21 protein-coding genes and 1 tRNA gene are annotated in these 23057 nt (G+C 45.8%); 14 read left to right on the top strand and 8 right to left on the bottom strand.

Going from position 1 to position 23057, the window contains the following annotated elements; all coding sequences use genetic code 11:
* Positions 1–8 precede the first annotated feature (8 nt).
* Positions 9–590 (bottom strand): DUF4442 domain-containing protein, encoded by a 582-nt coding sequence (locus RTL34_RS08005; protein ID WP_312116027.1) that lies wholly within the window; start codon positions 588–590, stop codon positions 9–11.
* Between the two features lie 106 nt (positions 591–696).
* Here RTL34_RS08005 and RTL34_RS08000 point away from each other — a divergent pair, with 106 nt between their 5' ends.
* From RTL34_RS08000 to RTL34_RS07990, 3 genes are all read left to right on the top strand, one after another.
* A complete protein-coding gene (locus RTL34_RS08000; RefSeq protein ID WP_060995884.1) occupies positions 697–1080 on the top strand; it encodes an HNH endonuclease in 384 nt (127 codons plus the stop codon).
* A 249-nt stretch (positions 1081–1329) separates the two neighbouring features.
* Positions 1330–3207, top strand: a complete 1878-nt coding sequence (uvrC, locus tag RTL34_RS07995; protein WP_248146765.1) for an excinuclease ABC subunit UvrC — start codon at positions 1330–1332, stop codon at positions 3205–3207.
* A gap of 67 nt (positions 3208–3274) precedes the next feature.
* On the top strand, positions 3275–3625 hold the full coding sequence (locus RTL34_RS07990; RefSeq protein ID WP_309593126.1) for a YkgJ family cysteine cluster protein: 351 nt from the start codon (positions 3275–3277) through the stop codon (positions 3623–3625).
* Between the two features lie 2 nt (positions 3626–3627).
* Here RTL34_RS07990 and RTL34_RS07985 read toward each other — a convergent pair whose 3' ends face one another.
* The 3 genes from RTL34_RS07985 to RTL34_RS07975 form a co-directional block, all read right to left on the bottom strand.
* Complete coding sequence (locus RTL34_RS07985; RefSeq protein ID WP_312116020.1) at positions 3628–4581, bottom strand: hypothetical protein; 954 nt, start codon at positions 4579–4581, stop codon at positions 3628–3630.
* A gap of 134 nt (positions 4582–4715) precedes the next feature.
* Positions 4716–6017 (bottom strand): beta-ketoacyl-ACP synthase II, encoded by a 1302-nt coding sequence (gene fabF, locus RTL34_RS07980; protein WP_312116018.1) that lies wholly within the window; start codon positions 6015–6017, stop codon positions 4716–4718.
* Positions 6018–6257: 240 nt separating this feature from the next.
* Positions 6258–7487, bottom strand: coding sequence for an anhydro-N-acetylmuramic acid kinase (locus tag RTL34_RS07975; protein WP_312116090.1), 1230 nt, complete (start codon positions 7485–7487; stop codon positions 6258–6260).
* Positions 7488–7712: 225 nt separating this feature from the next.
* Here RTL34_RS07975 and tyrS point away from each other — a divergent pair, with 225 nt between their 5' ends.
* The 6 genes from tyrS (at position 7713) to RTL34_RS07945 (ending at position 11202) form a co-directional block, all read left to right on the top strand.
* Positions 7713–8933, top strand: coding sequence for a tyrosine--tRNA ligase (tyrS, locus tag RTL34_RS07970; RefSeq protein WP_100285331.1), 1221 nt, complete (start codon positions 7713–7715; stop codon positions 8931–8933).
* A gap of 84 nt (positions 8934–9017) precedes the next feature.
* Entirely contained in the window at positions 9018–9290 is a 273-nt protein-coding gene (locus RTL34_RS07965; protein WP_309593122.1) for a type II toxin-antitoxin system RelB/DinJ family antitoxin, read from the top strand.
* Entirely contained in the window at positions 9268–9597 is a 330-nt protein-coding gene (locus RTL34_RS07960) for a type II toxin-antitoxin system YafQ family toxin (RefSeq protein ID WP_062333171.1), read from the top strand. The genes RTL34_RS07965 and RTL34_RS07960 overlap by 23 nt, the downstream gene beginning before the upstream one ends.
* Before the next feature lie 14 nt (positions 9598–9611).
* Positions 9612–10565: a D-2-hydroxyacid dehydrogenase gene (locus tag RTL34_RS07955; protein ID WP_312116015.1), complete on the top strand. Its 954-nt coding sequence runs from the start codon at positions 9612–9614 to the stop codon at positions 10563–10565.
* 21 nt (positions 10566–10586) lie between these two features.
* Positions 10587–10985, top strand: coding sequence for an FKBP-type peptidyl-prolyl cis-trans isomerase (locus RTL34_RS07950; protein ID WP_203171225.1), 399 nt, complete (start codon positions 10587–10589; stop codon positions 10983–10985).
* The gene (locus RTL34_RS07945; protein WP_409455450.1) at positions 10966–11202 is read left to right on the top strand and encodes a DUF1653 domain-containing protein; all 237 of its coding nucleotides are present in this window, start codon (positions 10966–10968) and stop codon (positions 11200–11202) included. The genes RTL34_RS07950 and RTL34_RS07945 overlap by 20 nt, the downstream gene beginning before the upstream one ends.
* Positions 11203–11293: 91 nt before the next feature.
* Here the strand turns inward: RTL34_RS07945 and RTL34_RS07940 are convergent.
* A tRNA-Phe gene (locus RTL34_RS07940) sits at positions 11294–11369 on the bottom strand.
* Positions 11370–11481: 112 nt separating this feature from the next.
* The gene (locus RTL34_RS07935; protein WP_076775585.1) at positions 11482–11880 is read right to left on the bottom strand and encodes a hypothetical protein; all 399 of its coding nucleotides are present in this window, start codon (positions 11878–11880) and stop codon (positions 11482–11484) included.
* A gap of 194 nt (positions 11881–12074) precedes the next feature.
* Between RTL34_RS07935 and RTL34_RS07930 the strand changes: the two genes are divergently transcribed.
* The 3 genes from RTL34_RS07930 to RTL34_RS07920 all read left to right on the top strand — a co-directional run bounded on the left by RTL34_RS07930 (position 12075) and on the right by RTL34_RS07920 (position 15279).
* On the top strand, positions 12075–12539 hold the full coding sequence (locus RTL34_RS07930) for a type IV secretion protein Rhs (RefSeq protein ID WP_312116012.1): 465 nt from the start codon (positions 12075–12077) through the stop codon (positions 12537–12539).
* 191 nt (positions 12540–12730) lie between these two features.
* Positions 12731–14407, top strand: a complete 1677-nt coding sequence (locus RTL34_RS07925; protein ID WP_312116010.1) for a phosphoethanolamine transferase — start codon at positions 12731–12733, stop codon at positions 14405–14407.
* A gap of 110 nt (positions 14408–14517) precedes the next feature.
* Positions 14518–15279 carry a PAP2 family lipid A phosphatase gene (locus tag RTL34_RS07920; RefSeq protein WP_203171223.1) on the top strand — a complete coding sequence of 254 codons (762 nt, stop codon included), beginning with the start codon at positions 14518–14520 and terminating at the stop codon, positions 15277–15279.
* A 72-nt stretch (positions 15280–15351) separates the two neighbouring features.
* On the opposite strand, the gene lolB is transcribed toward RTL34_RS07920, so the two are convergent.
* Both lolB and RTL34_RS07910 read right to left on the bottom strand, forming a co-directional pair.
* Positions 15352–16032, bottom strand: a complete 681-nt coding sequence (gene lolB / locus RTL34_RS07915; RefSeq protein WP_312116007.1) for a lipoprotein insertase outer membrane protein LolB — start codon at positions 16030–16032, stop codon at positions 15352–15354.
* Positions 16033–16292: 260 nt separating this feature from the next.
* Positions 16293–18275 (bottom strand): tetratricopeptide repeat protein, encoded by a 1983-nt coding sequence (locus tag RTL34_RS07910; protein WP_312116005.1) that lies wholly within the window; start codon positions 18273–18275, stop codon positions 16293–16295.
* Positions 18276–18833: 558 nt separating this feature from the next.
* On the opposite strand from RTL34_RS07910, the gene hemA reads away from it, so the two are divergent.
* Both hemA and glnD read left to right on the top strand, forming a co-directional pair.
* A complete protein-coding gene (gene hemA / locus RTL34_RS07905) occupies positions 18834–20192 on the top strand; it encodes a glutamyl-tRNA reductase (protein ID WP_065253904.1) in 1359 nt (452 codons plus the stop codon).
* Positions 20193–20335: 143 nt separating this feature from the next.
* Positions 20336–23014: a [protein-PII] uridylyltransferase gene (gene glnD / locus RTL34_RS07900; protein WP_312116003.1), complete on the top strand. Its 2679-nt coding sequence runs from the start codon at positions 20336–20338 to the stop codon at positions 23012–23014.
* The last annotated feature ends 43 nt before the right edge of the window (positions 23015–23057 follow it).

The raw sequence follows: 23057 nt of genomic DNA, 5'->3' as shown, positions 1-23057 counted from the left end.
CCCTTCCGCTAAATTCTCACCGTTTGGGTTTTTGATTTACTGTAGGCTCGTAACCGGATGTACAGGGTCTTGGTGACAGTAGCGACCACCTCATTTTGGTCGTCAACCACCTGTACCTCATAGTTGCGGAACACCGCTTTACCATCCTTTGCTAAGGCTTTTATGGTATCGATTTCGGCGTCATCAAGGTGAAAATCGGCAAACACATCGCTTTTGCCCGCTTTAACAAAATCAATGCTCGCCGACTTATCCCATACCACGTACTCATTGCCCAACGCTTGCATCAACAAAATCATCAAAAATGGGTCAGTCATCGAATACAAACTGCCCCCAAACTGGGTGCCGACGATGTTTTGATTGAGTTTGTTTAAGGGTAAACGCACCCGAATATGATGGTTGGTGAAATCAAGGCTTTCAACACGGATACCCGCCCCAAAATATGGCGGATAAAAGTTAAAAAACTGTTTTAACAGTTTGGGGTTATGAAACGGATTAAGGTAGTCTTTGGCTTGAAATTGAAAGGTTTGGCTTAGCTTAGATAACTTGGGTAACCTAGACAGCTTGGATAAATTGGATAGCTTGGATAACATGGCAGACTCGTTTTTAACATGAAAAAAGCATTGCACAACACGCCATTGGCAAAGCAACAATGCTATTGTATGATGGATACAACTGATAGCAAAGCGTGACAAACTAATGGCAAAAGGTAAAGCAAAAAATAACGAAGATGCAGCATTCTGGGAGGCGATTTTGGCTGAAAAAGCGCCATCGCCACCGTGTGAATTGTGTGGACGTGATGAAGTTGAATTAACCCAGCATCATCTGATTCCCAAATCCCGCCACGACAAAGCCCGTACCAAACGCGAATTTAGCCGTGATGAAATGAAAAACGACATCGCCATGCTGTGTCCTGCTTGTCATGCGCAGGTGCATGAAGTGTTTAGCAACCAAGAATTATCCAGCTACTATCATACGGTTGAGCGGCTTGCCGAGCATAGCGAGATGCAAAAATTCATTAACTGGATCAAAAAACGCCCTGCAGGACAAACCATTCGGGTCAAAAGTGGCAAAGATTTTTAGTGAATGGATTTTTAGCAGATAGCAGCTAATTGTGCAAGTCTTTTTATGGTGACCATTATGCCTTGCCTGCAACTAGGACATAAGCTAGGACATAAGCAAGGATATCGCATAATGACTTGTTAGGCGTGTAGTCAATAAAAAAGAGGGTTTTATATCTGGCTGTCGCTGTTAAAGTTTACGCTTACTTGCATTGAAAAGTGATTGAATTAACTAAATATAGTATAAAAATCGTGAAATAGTAAACAAGCAATGCCAAAAAACAAAACGCCCAGTATCGACCCTGCAACCATTGAAATTGCTGCAGCGACTGCCGACCGCAAAGCGCGATTGGATCACTTGATTAAGCGCCTGCCCAACTTACCAGGCGTGTACAAAATGCTGGGCAAAAATGGCGACATCATCTATGTGGGTAAAGCCAAATCGCTCAAAAGCCGCGTCAACAGCTACTTTGCCAAAACCATCGACCATCCCAAAACGCGGGCGCTGGTGCAACGTATCGACAACATCGAAACCATCATAACCCGCTCTGAGACCGAAGCGCTGCTGCTTGAGCAAAACCTCATCAAGCTCCATCGCCCACCTTACAACGTGCTACTGCGTGATGATAAATCCTATCTATACGTGTTTATCTCAGCCGATAAACCTTATCCAAGACTTGCTTATGGGCGCGGTAAAGGACAACACCAAAAAGGCAGATTTTTTGGACCTTTTCCTTCGGCGCATGCCGCCAAACAGACCTTACTGATGATGCAAAAAATGTTTATGGTGCGCCAATGTACCAATGCATTTTTCGCCCAGCGTCAACGCCCTTGCCTAGAGTACCAAATCAAACGCTGTAAAGCGCCGTGTGTCGGGCTGGTGTCGCCCGAAGACTATGCCGATGACGTCAACAACACCATTCGATTTTTAAAAGGTGAAGGCACGGATTTGCAAGTCAAATTGGTGGGTAAAATGGAGCAAGCGGCTGAAGACATGAACTTTGAGCAAGCCGCCTTGTATCGTGACCAACTCTCGATGCTACGCGAAGTACAAGCCAAACAAGCGGTATATACGGTCAAAGGTGAAGCCGATATCATCGCCATTGCAAGTCAAGCGGGCATTACCTGTGTGCATGTCATGAATGTGCGTAATGGGCAGGTTTTGGGTGGTAACAATTATTTTCCTGATGTGGATAGCGAAAATGACATAGCGGATAACTTGTCTGAGTTTGTCAGCTCGTTTTATTTTCAAGTCAGTGATGATTTACCCGAAGAGCTGATTATAAGTCATGAGTTGCCCGACCAAACCGCGATGACAGAAGCCTTAACTGAAACCTTTGGCAAAAAGGTGACGATAAAAACCAAAGTCCGTGAGCAGCGGAGCGAATGGCTCACCCTTGCTCAAATGAATGCCAACAACGCCCTGCAAACCAAATTGGGCGATTATTTGGAAGTTAAATCTCGCTTTAACGCGCTCAATGAGGTATTAAAAGAGGCGCTGCAAGGCAAATCGCTCGACCGTATCGAATGTTTTGATATCTCCCACACCATGGGTGAAGCCACCATCGCTAGCTGTGTGGTCGCTGACCAAGGCGGGCTGCGCAAACGCGACTATCGCCAATATGCCATTCATGGCATCACGGGCGGTGACGACTATGCCGCCATGAAGCAAGTATTAAACCGCCGCTATAGCAAACAGCCGCTGCCAGATTTATTGCTGATTGATGGCGGTAAGGGGCAGCTTAATATGGCAAAAGACGTACTGAGCGAGCTGGGGATTTTAACCCAGACCTTGCTCGTCGGAGTGGCAAAGGGCGAAGGTCGCAAGGCTGGGCTTGAAGTACTGCATTTTATTGACCGTGAGCCGCTCGATTTGCCGGCTGATAGCAAGGCACTGCATTTGATTATGCATATCCGTGATGAAGCGCACCGCTTTGCCATTACCGCACACCGCAAAAAACGTGATAAACGCCGCTCAAGCTCAGTGCTTGAAGCCATCCCTGGGTTGGGGGAAAAACGCCGCCGAGAGTTACTCAATCACTTCGGCGGCTTGCAGCAGCTGCTTGGTGCGTCACAAGATGAAATTGGGCAAGTAAATGGCATTGGCAAGGTGATGGCCAATACCATTTATAAGGTGTTGCATGGCTAATATTAAATTTTTAGCCGTTTTGGATGAAACGGGTAGTTAACAATGATAATGACATGGCATTGTAACAATGACAGAAATTTTTTTTAAATCAAGCGCAGCGGCGGATAGTGATATCTGCATGCACTGTGGCGCATGTTGCGCTAACTATCGGGTGTCTTTTTATTGGGCAGAAGGCGAGGCACTCGGTATCCCCGAAGAGATGACGGTCAAAGTCAATGATTTTTATACCTGTATGAAAGGTACCGAAACAAAGCCGGTCAGATGCGTGGCACTCGCTGGCGAAGTTGGTAACTCGGTAGCCTGCCAAATCTATGATAAACGCTCAAGCACCTGCCAATCGGTACAAGTCGGTGACGAGCAATGTATCAAAGCCCGTCATCACTATGGGTTATCTAACGATATCTTTAGTCAAGCGTAGGCTTAATGGCTTTTTGATAAACGAACAGTCAGCTGTTTTTCCACTTCGGTTTTGAGCCATTGATTCAAATCCTCATTCATCAGCGTCATTGATTCGAGCAAATAGTTGTCGATATAGCCTTGCAGCTGTTTGACAATATCTTGTTTGATTTGTTCAATAGCGGGCGTGGTGGCGATAGATGGATTGTCAATATCGGCAAGTGGGTCAGTAACGCTCGTTTCATGGGTCAACACGGCCGCTGTTGGGTCATCAGCTAACGGCTCAGCAATTTTATCAGTGTTATCAGCGGTATCAGTGTGATCAATGGCATAGACCATCTCACTGCGATGGCGCTCAATCGTGACATCGCTGGTTGCGGTATCCGTGGATTGAACTTGTTCATCTAGCTCGTGATTTGCACCCTCGATTGAGCCAGTTGATAGTTGCGTCGCTGGTTGGGGAGGATTGCTTTGTTTTGCCAGATGCGCTTGTTTGGCAATGGCGCGTTCTTGCTCGAGTAGCGCAATGGCTGCGTCATCTTGTGCTTGGCGTTCGCGTTGCAGACGTTCTTCTTGCGCTTGGCGTTCTTTTTCGTTTTCTTGTGTTAACTGTATTTGTTCAAGATGCTGTTGTTCAAGTCGTTGTTGCTCAAGGCGCTCTTTTTCCAAGCGTTCGGTTTCTAAGCGTTCTTGTTCCAGTCGTTGTTGTGCCAATCTTTCTTGTTCTAAGCGTTGTTCTTCAAGCTCGCGTTCATGTGCTTGCGCTTGTAGTTTTTCTTGGTGGTCACGCTCGATAGCCAGTAATTCCTCGACTTTATCATGCAGATTAGGCACGCTAAATTGATACTCATCAAGGTCGGTATCGGGATAAAGTAAGGTAACGATATCATCGAGTTCTTGAATAATGGCGTGTTTGACAGGGGTAGGGGTGGCAAGCCAGCGCTTTGAAAATTGGTGGGAGAAGGCAAATCCTGACATGAATGGTGTCCAGCGTTAAGGATGAAATAGGATAGCTTCATTTAACGAAAAAACGGCTACAATTTCAATAGCCGTTTTCAAAATTCACACCGTTAAAGGATTAATGCTATCATCACAGTGATGGCTATTTATCGTCACTGCCATTTGGCAAACAACAGCGAGCCATTGGTACCACCAAACCCAAAGCTGTTAGAAATCGCATGGGTTAAGTGGTCAACTTTACGGGCTGTATGCGGTACATAGTCAAGCTTGCACTCAGGGTCTTGATTATCCAAATTGATGGTCGGTGGCAATATTTGTTGTTGTAGGGTCTTAACAGTGAAAATCGCTTCGATACCGCCTGCAGCACCCAATAGATGACCGGTCATCGATTTGGTGGAACTTACCACCATGTTCTCACCAAAGATACCCACAATCGCGCGGCTCTCTGCCACATCACCCGCTGGGGTACTGGTGCCATGGGTATTGATGTAGCCAACGTCATTGGGGGCAATGCCAGCATCACTCAAGGCGTGACGCATCGCCATAGCCGCACCTTCACCATTTTCCGGTGGCGCAGTGATATGACTGGCATCATCACTCATGCCAAAGCCGACAAACTCTGCCAAAATCGTCGCACCGCGCGCTTTGGCGTGGGCAAGGCTTTCCATCACCAGCACGCCTGCCCCATCACCCAGCACAAAACCATCACGGTCTTTGTCAAATGGACGACTGGCTTTGGTCGGTGCATCGTTGCGCGTTGATAACGCTTGCATTGCCGAGAAACCACCAATACCCAGCTGGCTTGAGGCTTTTTCACAGCCGCCCGCCAAAATCACATCGGCATCGCCATACGCAATCAACCTTGCCGCCAAGCCAATCGCATGAGTCGCTGTGGTACAAGCGGTAGAAGTGGCAAGATTTAACCCTTTAATCCCATGACGAATCGCCACTTGCCCAGCTGCCATATTCACAATGGCTGAGGGCACAAAAAACGGCGAGATTTTACGCGGACCTTCGCTATGAAGTTTTACCGCTGTGTCTTCAATGGTCGTGATACCGCCAATCCCTGAGCCGATAATCACCCCGATACGGTCGGGGTCAACCTGCTGTACAGGCGCGGCTTGTAACTCACTGATAAAGCCTGCTTGCTTCAAGGCTTGTGCTGCTGCGGCAACGCCATATTGCACAAAGGTGTCATACCGACGCGCGTCTTTGGCATTCATGTACAAGCCGATATCAAACCCATCCACTGTGCCGGCGATTTGTGCGCGGTAGTCAGTGGCATCAAAATGGCTAATCGCTTTGATACCGCTTTCGCCATTAATGAGCCGTTGCCAAGTGCTCTCTACATCCAGTCCTAGCGGGGTAATGGCTCCCATGCCTGTGATAACAATACGCTCATGGTCAGGGCGTTCGTCGTAGCGGGGCTTTTTTGGGCTAAATTTTGTGGTCATTTTATGCTCGAATTTTTGAATAATATTTTTTGAATAACATTTTATGAAAGTTTAGCAAAAATAGTGTACGAGTGTAAACACAATAACTTTAACGTCTTTAGGTTGATTGTATATAGCTATAGCTAGTTGAACAATATTAGGAATTGCTCAAAGACGACCAAAACCGAAAGCCAGTGCTATATATCACGCTATATGTAAGTGCTATCAATGTCATTGTCGACGTAAAAAACACACGCCGTGTCAAAAACACACCTGTCCCAATACCACTTTTTTATTTGCCCCGGTGACACTCGGCAAGTTACTCGGTACGTTCAAAATCGTCTGCTGAGCCAGCCACGCAAACGCTACGGCTTCGACCCACAACGGCGACAACCCAATTTTGTCGGTAGTTTGTATGGTCCAAGTGGCTAAATTATGTTGTAAACGGCTTATTAAATAGGCATTTAACGCCCCACCGCCACAGACAAACAACTCGCCTTGCGAAGCATGAGTGACGGACACAATGGCATCGCTGACGGATTTAGCAGTAAGCGCCACCAACGTCGCTTGCACATCGGCAGGTGAATACGCCAAATTGGGGAATTGCTGACCCAATTGTTCTAGCATAGCGTCAAGCCAAGCCAAATTAAACTCCTCTCGCCCAGTGCTTTTTGGGAACGGCTTGGCAAAAAATGGGTGGGTTAAAAGCAAATTTAATAACGGCTCAAGCACTTGCCCCGATTTTCCCCAGTCGCCGTTGTGATCATAAGCTTGTTGGGTATGACGCTGACACCAACCATCAATGAGCAAATTTGCCACCCCTGTATCAAATCCAATCACATCATCGCTGCCATCAAGTACGGTGATATTGGCAATACCGCCTAAATTTAAAATCACTTTTGGCATGACTTTATCGGCATGATAAGGCGGTGTAGCAAACATGGCTTGGTGAAACGCAGGCACGAGTGGCGCGCCTTGCCCACCCACTGCCATATCACGGCGCCGAAAATCGCTCACCACCGCAATAGTAGTGCGCTCAGCGAGTACATTCGGGTCAAGCAGTTGCAAGCTAAATGACCACTGTGGGCGATGACGCACAGTTTGCCCATGACAACCAATCGCAGTTACTTCATCAGGGGTCAACTGCGCTTTGTCGAGCAATTGATTGACCAAATTTGCGGCAAATTCAGCATAAAATACACTCGCCCAACCAAATACATCCAGTTCGCTCTCGAACGCCAAATTATCATCAGCGATGAGTTGTGCCACCCCGTTTGGTTGAGTGAGCGCTAACAACACGGCGCGTAAATCAGCGGGAAACGGCTCGCTCACCGTCGCCAAAATCTCGACAGGCTCATCATTGTCTTCATCAATCTCATAAAACTGGCACAGCACCGCATCGAGTCCGTCAAGGCTGGTGCCACCCATCATGCCAATCACATACGGCGAGTCGGCAAGCGGGTTTTCTTTGCTGGTCATCATATCATCCATGATGTCGGTAAAATGGCTAAAAAATCCTTCATCAAAAGGTAGGTTGGCAGGTAGTCCAGTCGGCAACGTTTGGCTCATAATTATTCTCGTTAGTGCTGTCAAAGTAGAGAGTGCCTTGATTATAGCATACTAAAAGCCTGCCTTATTTTATCTGCAAATTTGCTATAATGGCTAAACTTCACTTTTTTTTCAGCCGTTTTAACCCGCGCTTTTTTCGAGGTAAGCATGACCGATTCTACTCATAGATTTTTAGCAGCAGAAGAACAACTCAAACTCATCCAACGTGGTACGCACGAAATTATTTCGCAAGACGATTTAATTAAAAAACTTAAAGAAAACCGCCCACTGCGAGTCAAAGCAGGGTTTGACCCGACTGCACCCGATTTACACTTGGGTCATACGGTTTTAATCAATAAACTCAAGCATTTTCAGGATTTGGGACACCAAGTGTTGTTTTTGATTGGGGATTACACCGCTCGCATTGGCGACCCAACGGGTAAAAATACCACTCGTCCGCCGTTGTCTGAAGAAAAAATTCTGGAGAATGCCCAAACTTATAAAGAGCAAGTATTTAAAATCCTTGACCCCGCCAAAACCCAAGTGATGTTTAACTCCGACTGGTTTAGCAAAATGTCGGCAGGCGACATGATTGGTTTGGCAAGCCAGCAAACCGTGTCTCGTATGCTCGAGCGCGATGACTTCTCAAAACGCTATCACAGTCAAACGCCGATTTCGATTCATGAATTTTTGTACCCACTGGTGCAAGGTTATGACTCAGTCGCCATGCAAGCCGATGTTGAGCTAGGTGGTACTGACCAAACCTTTAACCTACTCATGGGTCGTACCTTGCAATCTCGCTATGGTCAAGTGCCACAAGTCTGTATCACCGTGCCGATTTTGGAAGGCTTAGACGGCGTACAAAAAATGAGTAAATCGCTTGGCAACTACATCGGTATTTACGACAGCGCAGGCTCAATGTACCAAAAAATCTTGTCCATGCCAGATACTTTAATTGCGCGTTATTTTGAGTTACTTAGCTTCAAACCCATGGATGAAGTCGAAGCCTTGCTAAAAGACATCGAAAACGGGCGCAATCCACAAGAAGTCAAACGTATTTTGGCACTAGAGCTGATTGAGCGTTTCCATGACAAAGAAGCCGCTGAAAACGCGCACAAATCAGCGGGCAATCGCTTGGTAGAAGGTGAGTTACCAGTGGATTTGCCAGAAGTGACGATTAGCCTTGATGGTCAAGCACAACTTTTTATCACCCAAGTGCTTAATCAAGCCAATTTGGTGAAAAACTCAGCGCAAGCCAAAGACTTTTTGAAAAACCAATCGGTGAAAGTGGATGGGCAGGTGGTGGATGCAGGATTTGCCCTCACCGCAGGACAAACGGTGGTCATTCAAGCAGGCAAAAAAGCGTATGCCAAAGTGACGATTTCCTAAAGTGTATTGCTTAACCAATAATTTTATTTTAAAATGTAGTGACAATATCACTACATTTTTTGCTTTTTATAGAGGTCAGTAGCTATGACACAATCAACTATGTATCAATTTCGACTTGATGCCAATGAAAAGCGCCAAGCCTTTGAAGTGTTTGAAGAACTGGGTATTAAGCCTGCGCAAGCGATTCGTCTATTTTTACGTCAAGTTACGGCAACAAAGTCTATTCCGTTTGACGTCGCAATTCCTAACGCCACCACACAACGTGCGATGCAAGACGTTGAAGCTATGATTGCAGACAAGCAAGCCCGATTTAGCAGTAACAAGGAATTGTTTGATGCCCTCGAAAAAGCCGATTAATTCAAAACGCACGAATTTACCAAGAGCCTCAGATTTTACCAAAGATTTTTTGAATGATTGGCAAAGGCTAGTTAAAACAGGGCGTTATGACATGGTCAGGCTCAAAGAAGTCATGCTGTTATTAATTGCCAATAATGAGCCGTTAGGGGCAGAGTGGAAAGACCATGAATTAAAAGGAAATTGGGCAGGATTTCGAGAGTTACATGTGGGTGGCGATTTTTTATTAATCTACAAAATTCAAACCATCACAAAATTTGAGACAGTTTATTTCACTCGTGCAGGAACACATAGCGAACTATTTGAATAAAAAGGAATTTAAAAATGAAAGCCATCTTCCTCGACCGAGCCACCTTTTCCGCTGATTTAGAATTAACACCCCCACACGGACTTAGCGACTATCAAGTCTATGCGCAAACGCCCAATGACCCCAAAATCATCATCGAGCGTTGCCAAGACGCGGATATTGTTATCACCAATAAAGTTGAACTTACCGCCGAAATTATCGCGCAGCTTCCAAAACTTAAACTCATCCAACTGACCGCCACAGGCATGAACAACGTCGATAAAGACGCTTGTGACAAGCACGGCATTACTGTAAAAAACGTCGCAGGCTATGCGGTCAAAAGCGTCCCCGAACATACCTTTATGCTGATACTCTCAGCCATGCGAGCGGCTCGCCACTATCATCAGGAAGTGGTCAAGGGTGACTGGCAAAAAGATGGTCGCTTTTGTCTGCTCGACACGCCACTCATTGACCTTGAAGGCAAAACGCTGGGCATTATTGGCTATGGTACGATTGGCAAACGGGTTGGGGAAATTGCCAAAGTCTTTGGTATGACGGTATTGATAGCCGAACACCAAAACAAACCGCCAAGAAATAGCGACTATAGCGTGTTTGATGATGTCCTTGCTCAGTCCGATGTCATTACCCTACATTGTCCATTAACGCAGCAAACGCAGCATTTAGTGAATGCCGATACCATTGCCAAGATGACGAAAAAACCATTGATTATCAATGTCGCGCGCGGTGGCGTGGTCGATAGTCAGGCAGTGGCTGATGCCGTTACACAAGGTAAATTATTGGGCTATGGGGCAGATGTGTTTGAAGATGAACCGATTAAAGACAACGACCCATTACTCACACTTAAAGACCACCCAAGAGTGATTTTTACCCCCCATAATGCGTGGGGAAGCGTCAATGCCCAGCTTAACCTATGGGACATACTGTGTCAGCAAGTGCAAGAGTTTATCCAACTATCGCATAAGGGAAAATAACGAAAATAACGGAAAATAAATATGACAAGTAAACTGCAATTTCAGGACCTAATTATCGGCACAGGTAAAACTGCCGAGCGTGGGGCACTGATTACCGCGCATTACACGGGCTATCTGCCAGATGGCACGGTATTTGACTCATCGCATCACCGCGGGCAACCCTTTGAAGCTGTGATTGGCACAGGGCGGGTGATTAAAGGTTGGGACGTGGGCGTTTTGGGTGGCGAATACGCCCAAAAAATCGGCTATCAAGCCCAAGTTGAAAACCCTGCCAATCTCATAGCCATGCAAGTTGGTGGCAAGCGCAAACTCATTGTGCCAAGTCACTTGGCGTATGGTGAGCGCCAAATCGGGAAAATCCCACCCAATTCAGACTTAACCTTTGAAATTGAATTATTGGATGTCAAAACTCGTGATTGAGATTAAATTGGGTATTTATCAGCACTACAAAGGCAATTTGTACCAAGTGCTGCACATCGCCAAGCATAGCGAGACTGAAGAGGAACTAATTGTCTATCGTGCCCTTTATGGCGATTATGGGGTTTGGGTGCGACCGCTTGCGATGTTTGCCGAAACGGTGGAAGTCAATGGCGAAGCTGTGCCAAGATTTAAGCTGATAAAACCGCTAGACAGTTAAGTTTGGCGGTAATTGATATAAAAATAACCGACAACAAAAAACCCCAAACTAATAAGCTTGGGGTTAATCGATTTATACCTAAGACAAATGATGGTGGCGTGGGGCAGGATCGAACTGCCGACACACGGATTTTCAATCCGTTGCTCTACCGACTGAGCTACCGCGCCATGTTTGTCAGCATCAGTATTTGAGCGGCTATTAAACTAAAAATCGCCAAAGGTGTCAAGCACTATTTTAAACTTTTTGCAAAAAGTTGCTAGTAACTGGCAAAATACCCATTTATATCAACTCGTACATGGCTAAAATACGATGAATCGCACCGCAGCCCGGTACAAACTTGGTATTGCCTTTTTTGCGCTCAATGTCAGTGACTTGTTTGACAAATTTGGGGGCAAGACCGCGCCCGCGATTGGCAGGATGTAGTACGATGTACTGTAGCAAGCGGCTAGACTCGATGCCTTCATTAAAGCAGCCCATCGCGGCAATCGGTTTTTCATTAAACATCCCCAAATACAGGATATCACCCTTGGCAAAGGCCTTTTCAAAAAACGCCACAGCATCACGACCTGTCGCAAACTCAGGTGAGCTGTCGTACAATTTTTCCACCCGCAATTTGAGTTCGGGATCGTCAATGCTGTTGTTTTCAAAGTTATTGATAGTGACGGATTCTAATGGCATAAAGCCCTCCTTGTTAATTAGCTCATGTCTTAATTAGCGCATGTTGATTTAGTATAAAATAGTAACTAGGATACCAACAAACTTGTATTTGTTATCCAGTATTTTTTGCTAAAAATAAAAGCTGGCAAGGCGTTGGCAAGCCGTGATGGCTTTTTTAGCTTAACCAAATCTTGGATAGACTCTGTGAAATGATAATGTGTTTTTCAAAACAACCTGCTCGATGCCGTCCACTAACCGAGGGCGAAAAGGCCATCGCGGGTAGCGTATTTGGTGATACGTTACAGCTTGATAGTATACGCCTAAAAACTGCATGGTGGGTGCTCAAAGGCTATGCGGTCAGTCCCAATGGTCATGTGTATTTTCATCCAGCAGATTTTTGTGATGATTTTAGTCAGCAAAATGTCTATCTGCGCGCGTGGCTTGTGCATGAATTGACCCATGTTTGGCAAATCCAACAAGGCATTAAGGTGTTTCGCCGCGCCCTGCTCAATCGGCGCTATAGCTACGAGCTGCAAGCCAATAAGCCATTTGGTCGTTATGGCATAGAGCAGCAAGCACATATGGTGGAAGATTATTATCGAAAACGTGAGCTCAAACAGGATTATGAGCCATTACTCGCCTTTATTCCGTTTGCCAGTTTACAGTCTGCCACCGCTTAGCGTTATCAACTCTCTGTGTCGCTGTCACCACCCAATGTTTGTAGCGATTGCGGTGGTTTTTTTAGCATAATTGCTTGATAGATGGGTGTCTTAAGGTTCAGTTAAGCTAAATCTGTATGATAGCCTCATCCTAAATTTGGTTATTATATAATGGCTATTTTTTGGTGCATTTAGATAAGGTAAGTAATCGTATGTCAGTGAATAACTCTCGATGGTTAGCATGGCGTCAACAAGGTATTAATACTAAAGGTGTTAGTACTCAAGGTATCAATGCTTATGTGATGATGGCTATTGTCGCGCTATTTTTGACCCTGACCGCAAACGTTACTTTCTTTGATAAAGCCACTGAAGTCTATCCGTTTGCCCAGCATATGGGGTTTATAGGCTCATTGCCATTGGTGCTATTCGGTGTGATGCTACTGGTTATTGTGCTGCTTAGCTATCGTTACACCCTTAAAGCGGTATTGATTTTTTTGCTATTGACCGCGGCAGTCACGGCATATTTTACCGATACCTATGGCACTGTCTATGATGTCAATATGCTACAAAACGCGCTACAAACCGATAAAGCAGAAAGCGCCGATTTGTTTAACGTCAATTTTATCTTACGGATTTTATTGCTTGGGGTATTGCCTAGTGTGTGGGTGGCGTGGCAAAAGGTCACATTTCCCCCCATCAAGCGCAGTCTATTGCAGCGCGGCTTGACGTATTTGGTCAGCCTCGGCTTGGTGGTGTTACCGATTTTGGCGATGAGTAAAAATTACGCCAGTTTTTTCCGTGAACATAAACAGCTTCGTAGCTATACCAATCCTGCCACCCCTGTATATGCACTGGGTAAACTTGCCAGTATACAGCTCAAACAAGCACAAGCTCCCAAAACCCAAATCATGCATGCCACCGATGCGGTGCAGGTAAGCAACCCTACCACCCGTAAGCCAAAACTGGTGGTATTGGTAGTCGGAGAAACCGCGCGCGGCGACCATGTGCAGCTAAATGGCTATAACCGAACCACCTTCCCGCAGATGGCAGCGACGGCTGGGGTAACTAATTTTAACCAAGTCATCGCCTGCGGTACCTCAACCGCTTATTCGGTGCCCTGTATGTTTAGTTATGTCGGTATGAAAGACTACGATGTGGATACCGCCAACTACCAAGAAAACGTACTTGATACCTTACATCGCCTAAAGGTCAATATCTTGTGGCGTGATAACAACTCAAGCTCAAAAGGCGTCACTAATCGTTTGCCGGCGGCGGATTTTGTCGATTATAAAACCGCGCGCAACAATACAATGTGTAATACCAACCCCTATGGCGAGTGCCGCGATGTGGGTATGCTAGTAGGCTTAGATGACTACGTCAAACAACAAGCTAACCAGAATACGCTTAACCAGGATACCCTAATTGTGCTGCACCAAATGGGTAATCACGGACCTGCGTATTTTAAACGATATGATAAGCAATTTGAAAAATTCACCCCAGTCTGCCAAAGCAATGAACTTGCCAAATGCGACCCACAAAGCGTGATTAATGCCTTTGACAATGCGCTACTTGCCACCGATGACTTTTTGGCAAAAACGGTGAACTGGTTAGGCAAATACGACAGCACCCACCAAGTAGCGATGCTGTATGTCAGCGACCACGGTGAAAGTTTGGGCGAAAACGGCATCTATTTACATGGTATGCCTTATAAAATCGCGCCTAAAGCGCAAAAACACGTCGCATCGATGTTTTGGGCAGGTAAACACTCAGGCATTCAAGCAGTGCCATCTAATACTGAGCTCACCCATGATGCCATTACCCCAACTTTGTTAAAACTGTTTGATGTGCGTGCGCAAACCGTACAAGGCAAACCTTTATTTATCAAGTAAAGTTATCCAGTAAAGCTATTTGGGTAATTAGAGCCATTTAAGTAATGTTAGACATAACAAGTGCGTCCAACTCCAGCGACAGTGATGGCAAGATAGATGGTTCAAAATAGATGAGTATACAGATCGCTAAATTAAAAAATTTTGCCAGTAGGCAGACCGTGCTCGGACTGGTGCTGGCGATTATCTTTACGCTAACGCTGGAGCACAGTGCCATCGATGTAGCCATCAGTCAGTATTTTTATTCCCCCACAGATGGCTGGCTGCTTGCCAAAGAGTCACTACTCCCTAACTTAATTTTTTATACCATTCCCAAAAGATTATTAATTGCGTTTGAAATCTATATGGCAATCGCATGGCTACAACGCTACTTATTACAACGCCATCCATCAAGTCACTGGCTTGCCAAGCAACAGGTATGGTTTAAGCCTTTTAAGCGACTATCACTGACCGAAATGGGCTATCTATTCGTCGTGATGGTATTGGTACCTTTGATTATCGCATCGCTTAAAGGGGTGACGCATGTGGTGTGTCCCAATCACTTGCAAATTTTTGGCGGTGAATATCGCTATCTCACGATACTAGAAGACATCCAAGCCGGCACCCGCTCAAAATGCTTCCCTGCAGCGCATGCTAGTGCTGGGTTTGCCCTATATGCTTGGGCGTTTATCCCAAGTCTTTGGCACAAGCGCTGGCAAATCGCAGCGATGGTGACAGTGATAGCTTGGCTGATGGGTGGGTATAAAATGTTAATAGGTGACCATTTTTTCAGTCATACCCTGGTATCTATGAGCTTGGCATGGGGGATTTGCGCGACAGTGGCATGGGCTTGGTGTCGGTTCTACGCCAAAGCCGAATCCGCAAAAAATTCATAATGCTAACAGTTCATGGTATAAAGGTATAAAAAAGCGTTGAGGAATACCCCACGCTTTTTTTGGGTGTCATGACTAGCTTAACCGATTGATGGTCATTACCACTTTATAGCCACCCGGATGACTGGCAGTTAAGCGAGAAGGCAGTTTATCGTTACTGTTGCTATAGCTAAAGGTGGCTGTCCAATCGCCATTTTGGGCACTGACTAGGCGATTAGTGCTGTCTTTTTTACCATTGGCATCACTGGGTGCTGGCTGACCTTGAATCCAGTAAGGCAGCTGTGAGATGGGCGCTTGCCAACCGGTTGCACGTAATAGCAATTCTTCAGGGGTAGCGGCATTGATGGTACCTTTTTCGTTGGTTAACGTCGCAGATTGACCATTGTAGCTGATTTTGGTTTGACCCGCATTCATCGCACCGGCAATCTCAATGGCAAAGTTTTGACCTTGCTGTGTCCAAATATAAAACGCACTACCTGCCTGCTGCGGCGTGGTCATGCCAATTTTACCATTGATGGTAAATTGCGCGCTCGATAGCGTACTTGGATCCGCTTGCTCAGTAGTGGTAGTCGATGGCGCTGTGGCTGTTTGGGTATTGACCACAGGAGTTGTCATCACTGTTGCGACAGGCTTGGCTGCGATGGGCTTAGTTGTTGCCTGTACGGACTGACAGCCTGTTAGCAGCATACTACTGATGCCCAAACAGGCAATACTTAACCCCGTGATTTTGCTGATGACAGCTGGTAATAAATGCATAATATCCTCAAATGTTAATCAAATTTGTTAATCAAGTTTTCATCAAATATTAACTGGTTGTGCTTAAGTATGATGATTTAAAAAACTGATGGGTAAACTATAAATAGCCATTGTTAAGCCTGTTTTGCTTAACTGCTCAAATTGGTGAAAAAGCGGTTATTATTTATCTCTCGTTTTCCTGTCATTTATCTGCTTTACCACCCTCAGTGCTCGCTAGTCGTCATGCTTAGAGTCATGCTCAGAGACGATTTTAGGCGGTGCTATTGCAGGTTTTCGGGTTGATAACCGAGTTCATGGACCAAGATTTGGTTGATGCGCTCCGCTTCTTTTTGGTTGCCCAAATTTAAGTAGGCTTGTTGCAGCAGCAACCCGCTAATCACATCGGGTACGATATCAAAATTATCTGATAACAGACTAATGACGGTGCTGTTATCAGACTGATGCAGCGCTTGTTGGGACAATATTTGCCGCGCCTTTAAACCGACTTCTTTATCATTGATTAATGCCGTCAATAGGGCGGTCACTTCTTCATTATTTTGTTTTAAATTGACCAAGGTTTGCGCATATTCGAGTTGATAATCCACATTTGACGGTGCAAGACGAATCAACTCTTTTAACAATCGCAGTTTACTGGCGTCATCATCATCGGGCAGTAACAACACCTTGGCAAATAAAATATCGGTATTATTGGGTAAACTGGTTTGTGCGCTATTAAGCAAGGCTAACGCTTGCGCGGTTTGGTCGTTTTTTTGCAAAATATTGGCTTGCATGATGTAGCTTTGCGGCGCAAAACTGTCAAATTGTTCCCGTAATTTGACGCTACTGGCAATCGCTTCCTCAAAACGATTTTGCGAGATTAACAAATCAATCTGTTGCTGTCTGGCTTTGAGCACCAAGTCAGGTTGCATCACTTTGCCATAGTAGCCAATCGCATCATTGAGTAGGTTCTGGCGTTCGGCACTGACAGCCAAATAATAATTGGCTTGGTCCTTAAAGTTGGGGCTGGCAAGCAACGCTTTGAGCAAGCGATCTGCTGCGGCGTATTTTTTTAAATCAATACCCACCAAAGCGGCCAGTAGTTTGATTTCTTCATCTGCCAAAAACTGCCGATTAGCCGTGGCATTGAGCTGTTGCCAGACCTGCGCGCTTTTGCCTTGCTTTAGCATATAGCGAATTTGATAAACAAATAGCGCTTTATTGTCAGGCACGGTTTTACGCGCCTGCGCAATAAACGCAATCACTTGATTACTGGGTGATAAGGCTTGCAGGATATCTGCTTTTAACGTCAAAAAAGCCGGGCTTTTTGGGTTGGTTTTAAGCGCCCGATTAATCGCCACTAACGCGGCTTTGGGCTGTTTAAACTGTAGTAGCAGGCCTGCTTTCATCACCAGTAGTGAAGGGTTGTTTTTGATGTCTAATCGATTGAGCGTAGCAAGCAGTTCAGCTTGGTCACGGGTTTCGGTGGGATAAATCCCAATCAAAATCTGACTTAAATCAGCGTCAGGATCGTACTGCAAAATTTGATTGAGCTTTTCGCCGGCTAATTCATACTCGTGCGCTTTGAGTGCCAAATGGGTCACATAAAAAATCGCCGGCACATGGTCAGGATTTTGCTGTTGCCAGGCGTTGGCAAAAGCGAGCGACAACTGTGGCGGTTCATTTTGTAAAGATAAACCCAGTGCGCGTTCAAAAACGGGGGCCGCATCCGCCAAAAAAGACTGCTGCTTATAGGTCGCTAACGCCTGATCGATACGACCGCGATCTGCAGCAAACTCTGCCATCAAAATCGCATACAGGCTGGGCTGGGTGACGGCATTGGCAACATTTTTCTCTAGGCTAGTAGGTTGCAATATCGGCGGCGTAGGACGCGCCGTAGGTTTGGCAGCAGCTTTGTGGGTGCTGACCACAGCACTCGGCTTATTAACAGACTGACTAGCGGATGCAAAATTTGCCCCCGCACTAAAAACCGCTGGGCTAAACAATAAACTTGCCAACGTGAGCGTAGTCGCGACTACATTTTTGCCTAAAGCAGTAAAATTAAATACATCAAGTGGTTTTAGGTTAGATTTCAGATTAGGCTTTAGTTTGACAAAGAGTTGATACGGTGTTGATAAATGCATCGGTAAATAAATCGATAAACAATAAGGCTTGACATATTTCGACGCAAAAAAGCGTGGATTGAGGGGACAACCACGCACAGCGCAACAAGCCGATGAAATAACCGCTGGAAACAACTTTCGCATTTAGCTCGCTTGGACAGTAACGTACCTAAAAATTACAGTCAGTATTACAATCAGTGACAAGTAAGATGTAACAAAATGTTCATGATAAAATTGAATTATACGGCTTCAACTGGTCGAACTATGTAGAATTATGGTTAAATCGTATGAGTAAATAGCAACCAAACGAGCAGATGTGGCAGAATTAAGTAAAAAAATATGATGATAGCTCGAATGACTGTTCAAAATGCTAGGCATGCTAGATAAGGTAATGCTTTAAATTGTAATGCTTTAAAGCCTGGCTAAAGAATTTTACTGAATCAAAAAAGCAGGATGTTTTTCATTTTTTATTAGCAATGGTATAATAATCCACTTTTCTACTTTACTTTTATTAAGTGGTTATTATTAAGTTGCTTTAAGTTTGTTTATATTGCCACTTTTCCCCCTGTGTTATCAAGCATGACAAATGTCGATAGGCTGATATGGGCTGGATGTCGCTTAGCTAGCACACTTAGCTAGCAAACTTGGGTTCACAAAAATCGGCTTTGATAAACGCGGTCATTTTTAAGGTCAGTACGTTATATGCAGCTTCTGGTTATTGGGTTAAATCATAAAACAGCGCCAGTTGCCATGCGTGAGCAATTGGCGTTTGCTGCTGAAGATTTGCCGATTGCCCTAGATTCGCTCAAAGCGATCACCCAAGGCGCGGTGATTTTATCGACCTGCAACCGCACTGAAATCTATGCCCTAGCCCCTGAAGGACAGACTCTCACTAGCACGATGTCACAAGTGATTGAATGGCTAGCGGCTTTTAAAAACACGCCTATGCAAAAAATCGCGCCACACCTGTATCAATATCAAAATAACCATGCACTGCTACATTGGGTACGGGTAGCGTCTGGGCTAGACTCGATGATTTTGGGCGAGCCGCAGATTTTGGGACAAATCAAACAGGCGGTGCGCCAATCCCGTGCCAAAGAAGCTATCTCGAGTAAGCTTAGCTGGGTGATTCAGCAGGTATTTGCCGCCGCCAAACAAGTGCGTAACGAAACGCGGGTAGGCTCACAAGCGGTATCGTTAGGCTTTGCCGCGGCCAAATTGGTGACCCAAATTTTTCAAAAACCTAGCAACAACACTTTGCTGGTGGTCGCGGCAGGTGAGATGAATCGGCTGGTTGCGACCAATATTGCAGGTTTAGGTGTCGGCAAAGTCATCATCTGTAATCGTAGTCCTGAGCGTGCCGCGCTGCTTGCCTCTGAGCTTGAAACGATTGTGCCGCAGATTGAGATTACCCCGCTTGATCAATTACCCAGCGTGTTGCCGCAAGCGGATATTGTAACCAGCTGTAGCGGTAGCTTATATACCTTGATTGATAAAACCATGGTGAAACAGGCGTTAAAACAGCGCCGTCATCAGCCCATGTTAATGATTGATTTAGCAGTCCCTCGCGATATTGACCCTACCGTCAGTGAGCTAGATGATGTTTATTTATACTCAATCGATGACTTACAACATGTGATTGCAGGCAATCTTGAACAGCGTCGCCAAGCTGCCGTAGAAGCAGAATTATTGGTGAGCCAAATCGTGGTGGCGATTGAGCGCAAATACTTGGTGCGCCAAGTGGGTCAGGATATTCAGCAGTACCGTGAGCAAGCCAAACACCATGCGGATATGATTTTAAGCCAATCCTTACAGCAGCTTGCCGATGGTCATGCAGCCGAAGCCGTGTTAACCGAACTGACCCGTAAACTCACCCAAACGTTAACCCATGCACCGTCCAAACTATTGCGAGAAACGGCTAGCGAACAGCCCGTAGAAACCGTCAATTTTGTGGCACAACAGCTGACCCATGCCTTTCGCAAAGACAAATGCCCCTATCTTACCCATAACAACACCCTGCTTGATGACGAGCCAGCGTCACCATCTTTTGACAATCAATAATTTTCCTATCGCTGAGTTTTTAAGCCCAAGTTTTTAAGCCTAAGTTTTCGCTACAAGCGGCGGCTAGCTTTTTTGCATCAAATTTGTAATACTTAAAATTGCTCTGCTAACTCTGATAACAATGGCGTCGATTAGGATTTGCTATGTTTACTTGCCCACCGATACTACCGTATTTTACCCCACTGCCTGCGCTTAGCCTGCAAGGCGAAGCCAATCTTGGCATACCCACTTGGTTAGCCGCAGTGGAAGCGGACTTGGATAAGGCGCTGGCATCTGGCATACCGATTCGCCAAGTCGTCATGGGGCGCTGCTGTGCGATTGATAGCATGATGGCAGCCTTATTTGAGTTGTATGAGCTCGATCAAACTGATTTGACGCTGTTTGCCACAGGAGGGTATGGGCGTGGGGAGTTGCACCCGTTTTCAGATGTGGATTTATTGCTGTTAAGTCCAAACCCGATTGATGAGTCCTTGAACCAAAAAATTTCCCCGTTCGTCGCTAAGCTCTGGGATATTGGGATTGATCCTGCTTTGGTGGTGCGCTCTGTTGAAGAGTGCGATGAGGCTTGTCACGATGATATCACGGTCGCAACAAGTCTGTTAGAAGCACGAATTTTGGCGGGCAATGTTGCCCAAGCTGGGTTGCCGATGCAGCTACTTAATAAAAACTGGTCACAAACCAAGTTTTATGAGGCCAAAATGGCAGAAGCTAAAGAGCGCTATCTTAAACATAATTCGACGGAGTATAACCTAGAGCCTGACCTTAAAAACGCGCCAGGGGGCTTGCGAGATATTCATACTGTCGGCTGGATTAGTAAGCGCTATTTTCGCGTGACAAACTTGTTTGGACTGGTGCAGCAAGAATTTATTACCGAAAAAGAATTTGATGAGCTGCAACAAGCGGAAGATTTTTTGTGGTTGATTCGCCATCATCTGCACAAAATTGCCAAACGCAATGAAAACCGTGTTTTATTCGACTATCAGCGCCTGATTGCTGAGCGTATCGGTTACCGTGACAATTCGCATCCCAATGCCGCAGTCGAGCAGTTTATGCGCGATTATTACCGCTATGCCATGTCAAACTCAACATTGTCTGAAATGCTCACCCAGCATTATTATGAAACGTTGATTGAGGCGCGCTTACCCGATGAACAGCGCCCCGTGCGTAAGGTGATTAATGAGCGCTTCAAACTGGTCGGTGATCGCATTGCGGTGACGCATACCCGGGTATTTGCCCAGCATCCGACCGCGATTTTAGAAATGTTTTTGTTGATGGGTCAGCAAAATATTCGCCATATTCGTACCCGCACGCTACGGATTTTAAAAATCGCCGCGCGAGGCATTGATGAGCATTTTCGCAATGATCCCGCCAACAAAGCCATGTTTATGGACAATATCAAAGAGCAAAATTTGCTATTTTGGCGACTGCGAGTCATGAAGCGTTATGGCGTGCTAGGTAGTTATCTGCCTGCTTTTGGGCAAATTACTGGGTTGATGCAATATGACTTATTCCACCGTTATACGGTGGATGCCCATATTTTGATGTTGATACGTATGTTGCACCGCTTTACCGATGACAATTATGTTGATACCTATCCGCTTGTCAGTGGTATCTACCGCCGTATTGACCGTAAAGAGATGCTGGTGTTGGCAGCGATTTTCCATGATATTGCCAAAGGTCGGGGCGGTGACCACAGTGAACTTGGTGAGCAAGATGCCATCAAGTTTTGCTTGTCCCATGGCTTGAGCCAAGCCGATGCCGAGCTTGTCGGCTGGTTGGTGTCTCAGCATTTATTGATGTCGATGACCGCGCAGAAAAAAGACATCTCTGACCCCGAAGTTGTCGCAGAATTTGCCGATAAAGTCGGAAATGTGACTTATTTGAATTATTTGTATGTGCTCACCGTTGCCGATATGAATGCCACCAACCCACAGCTTTGGAACAGTTGGCGCGCAACCTTGATGCGTCAACTATATACCCAAACCCGCCGTATCCTGCGAGCTGATATCGATGCGCCGATGAACCGCCAAGACATGATTGCCAGTAACAAGCAAAGTGCCCGTGATTTGTTAGCGGTTGATAATAGCTTGGCTGACATTGAAAGCCTGTGGGACGGGCTAGGGGAAGAGTATTTTTTGCGTGAAGTCCCAAGCGATATTGTTTGGCATTCCAAAGCCATCATGGCGCATGATGAGGTACAAAAACAACGCACAGAGAGCGAGCAACCCGAGCCGCTGATTATTTTGCGTGAACATCGTGAGTTGGCACTCGATGCTGTGCAAGTGTTTATCTATACCCATGACCAATCCAATTTATTTGCGGTGACCATGACCGTGTTTGACCAAATGGATTTGGACGTACTCGATGCGCGCGTCATCACCGCCTCGCGAGATTTTGCCCTAGATTCTTACGTACTGCTTGACCGACATGGCACACTGCTCACTGATACCGAGCGCCAAACTGAGCTCGTTGAGCGTCTAAAACAAGCCTTTATTAGCCCAACGCTGCCTGAGGTGGCGCAGCGACGCATGCCCAGACAGCTCAAGCATTTTCATGTGCCCACCAAAGTGTCTTTTAGTTTTAACCCGCAATCCAATCAGCATATGATGATTTTGGAAACCCTTGACCAGCCAGCCTTGCTTGCGCGTGTGGGGCAGGTGTTTTTGGCGCATGATATTGAAGTGCATTTTGCCCGCATTACCACATTGGGTGAGCGCGCCGAAGATATGTTCTTTATCACTGACCATGAAGACAAACCGCTATCGGATGAGCGACTAGAAAAACTCAAACAGGCATTGGTAGAAACGCTCAATGTCAGTTAACTTGTCAGTGGAAAAATTCGGTGGCAAGCAAGCCCAATCGTAA

It is taken from the genome of Moraxella sp. CTOTU47915 (assembly GCF_031986685.1).
In the GTDB taxonomy this organism is placed as follows: domain Bacteria; phylum Pseudomonadota; class Gammaproteobacteria; order Pseudomonadales; family Moraxellaceae; genus Faucicola; species Faucicola tetraodonis.
Note: the sequence above shows the minus strand (reverse complement) of the source record. Positions and strands in the feature narration are given on the sequence as shown.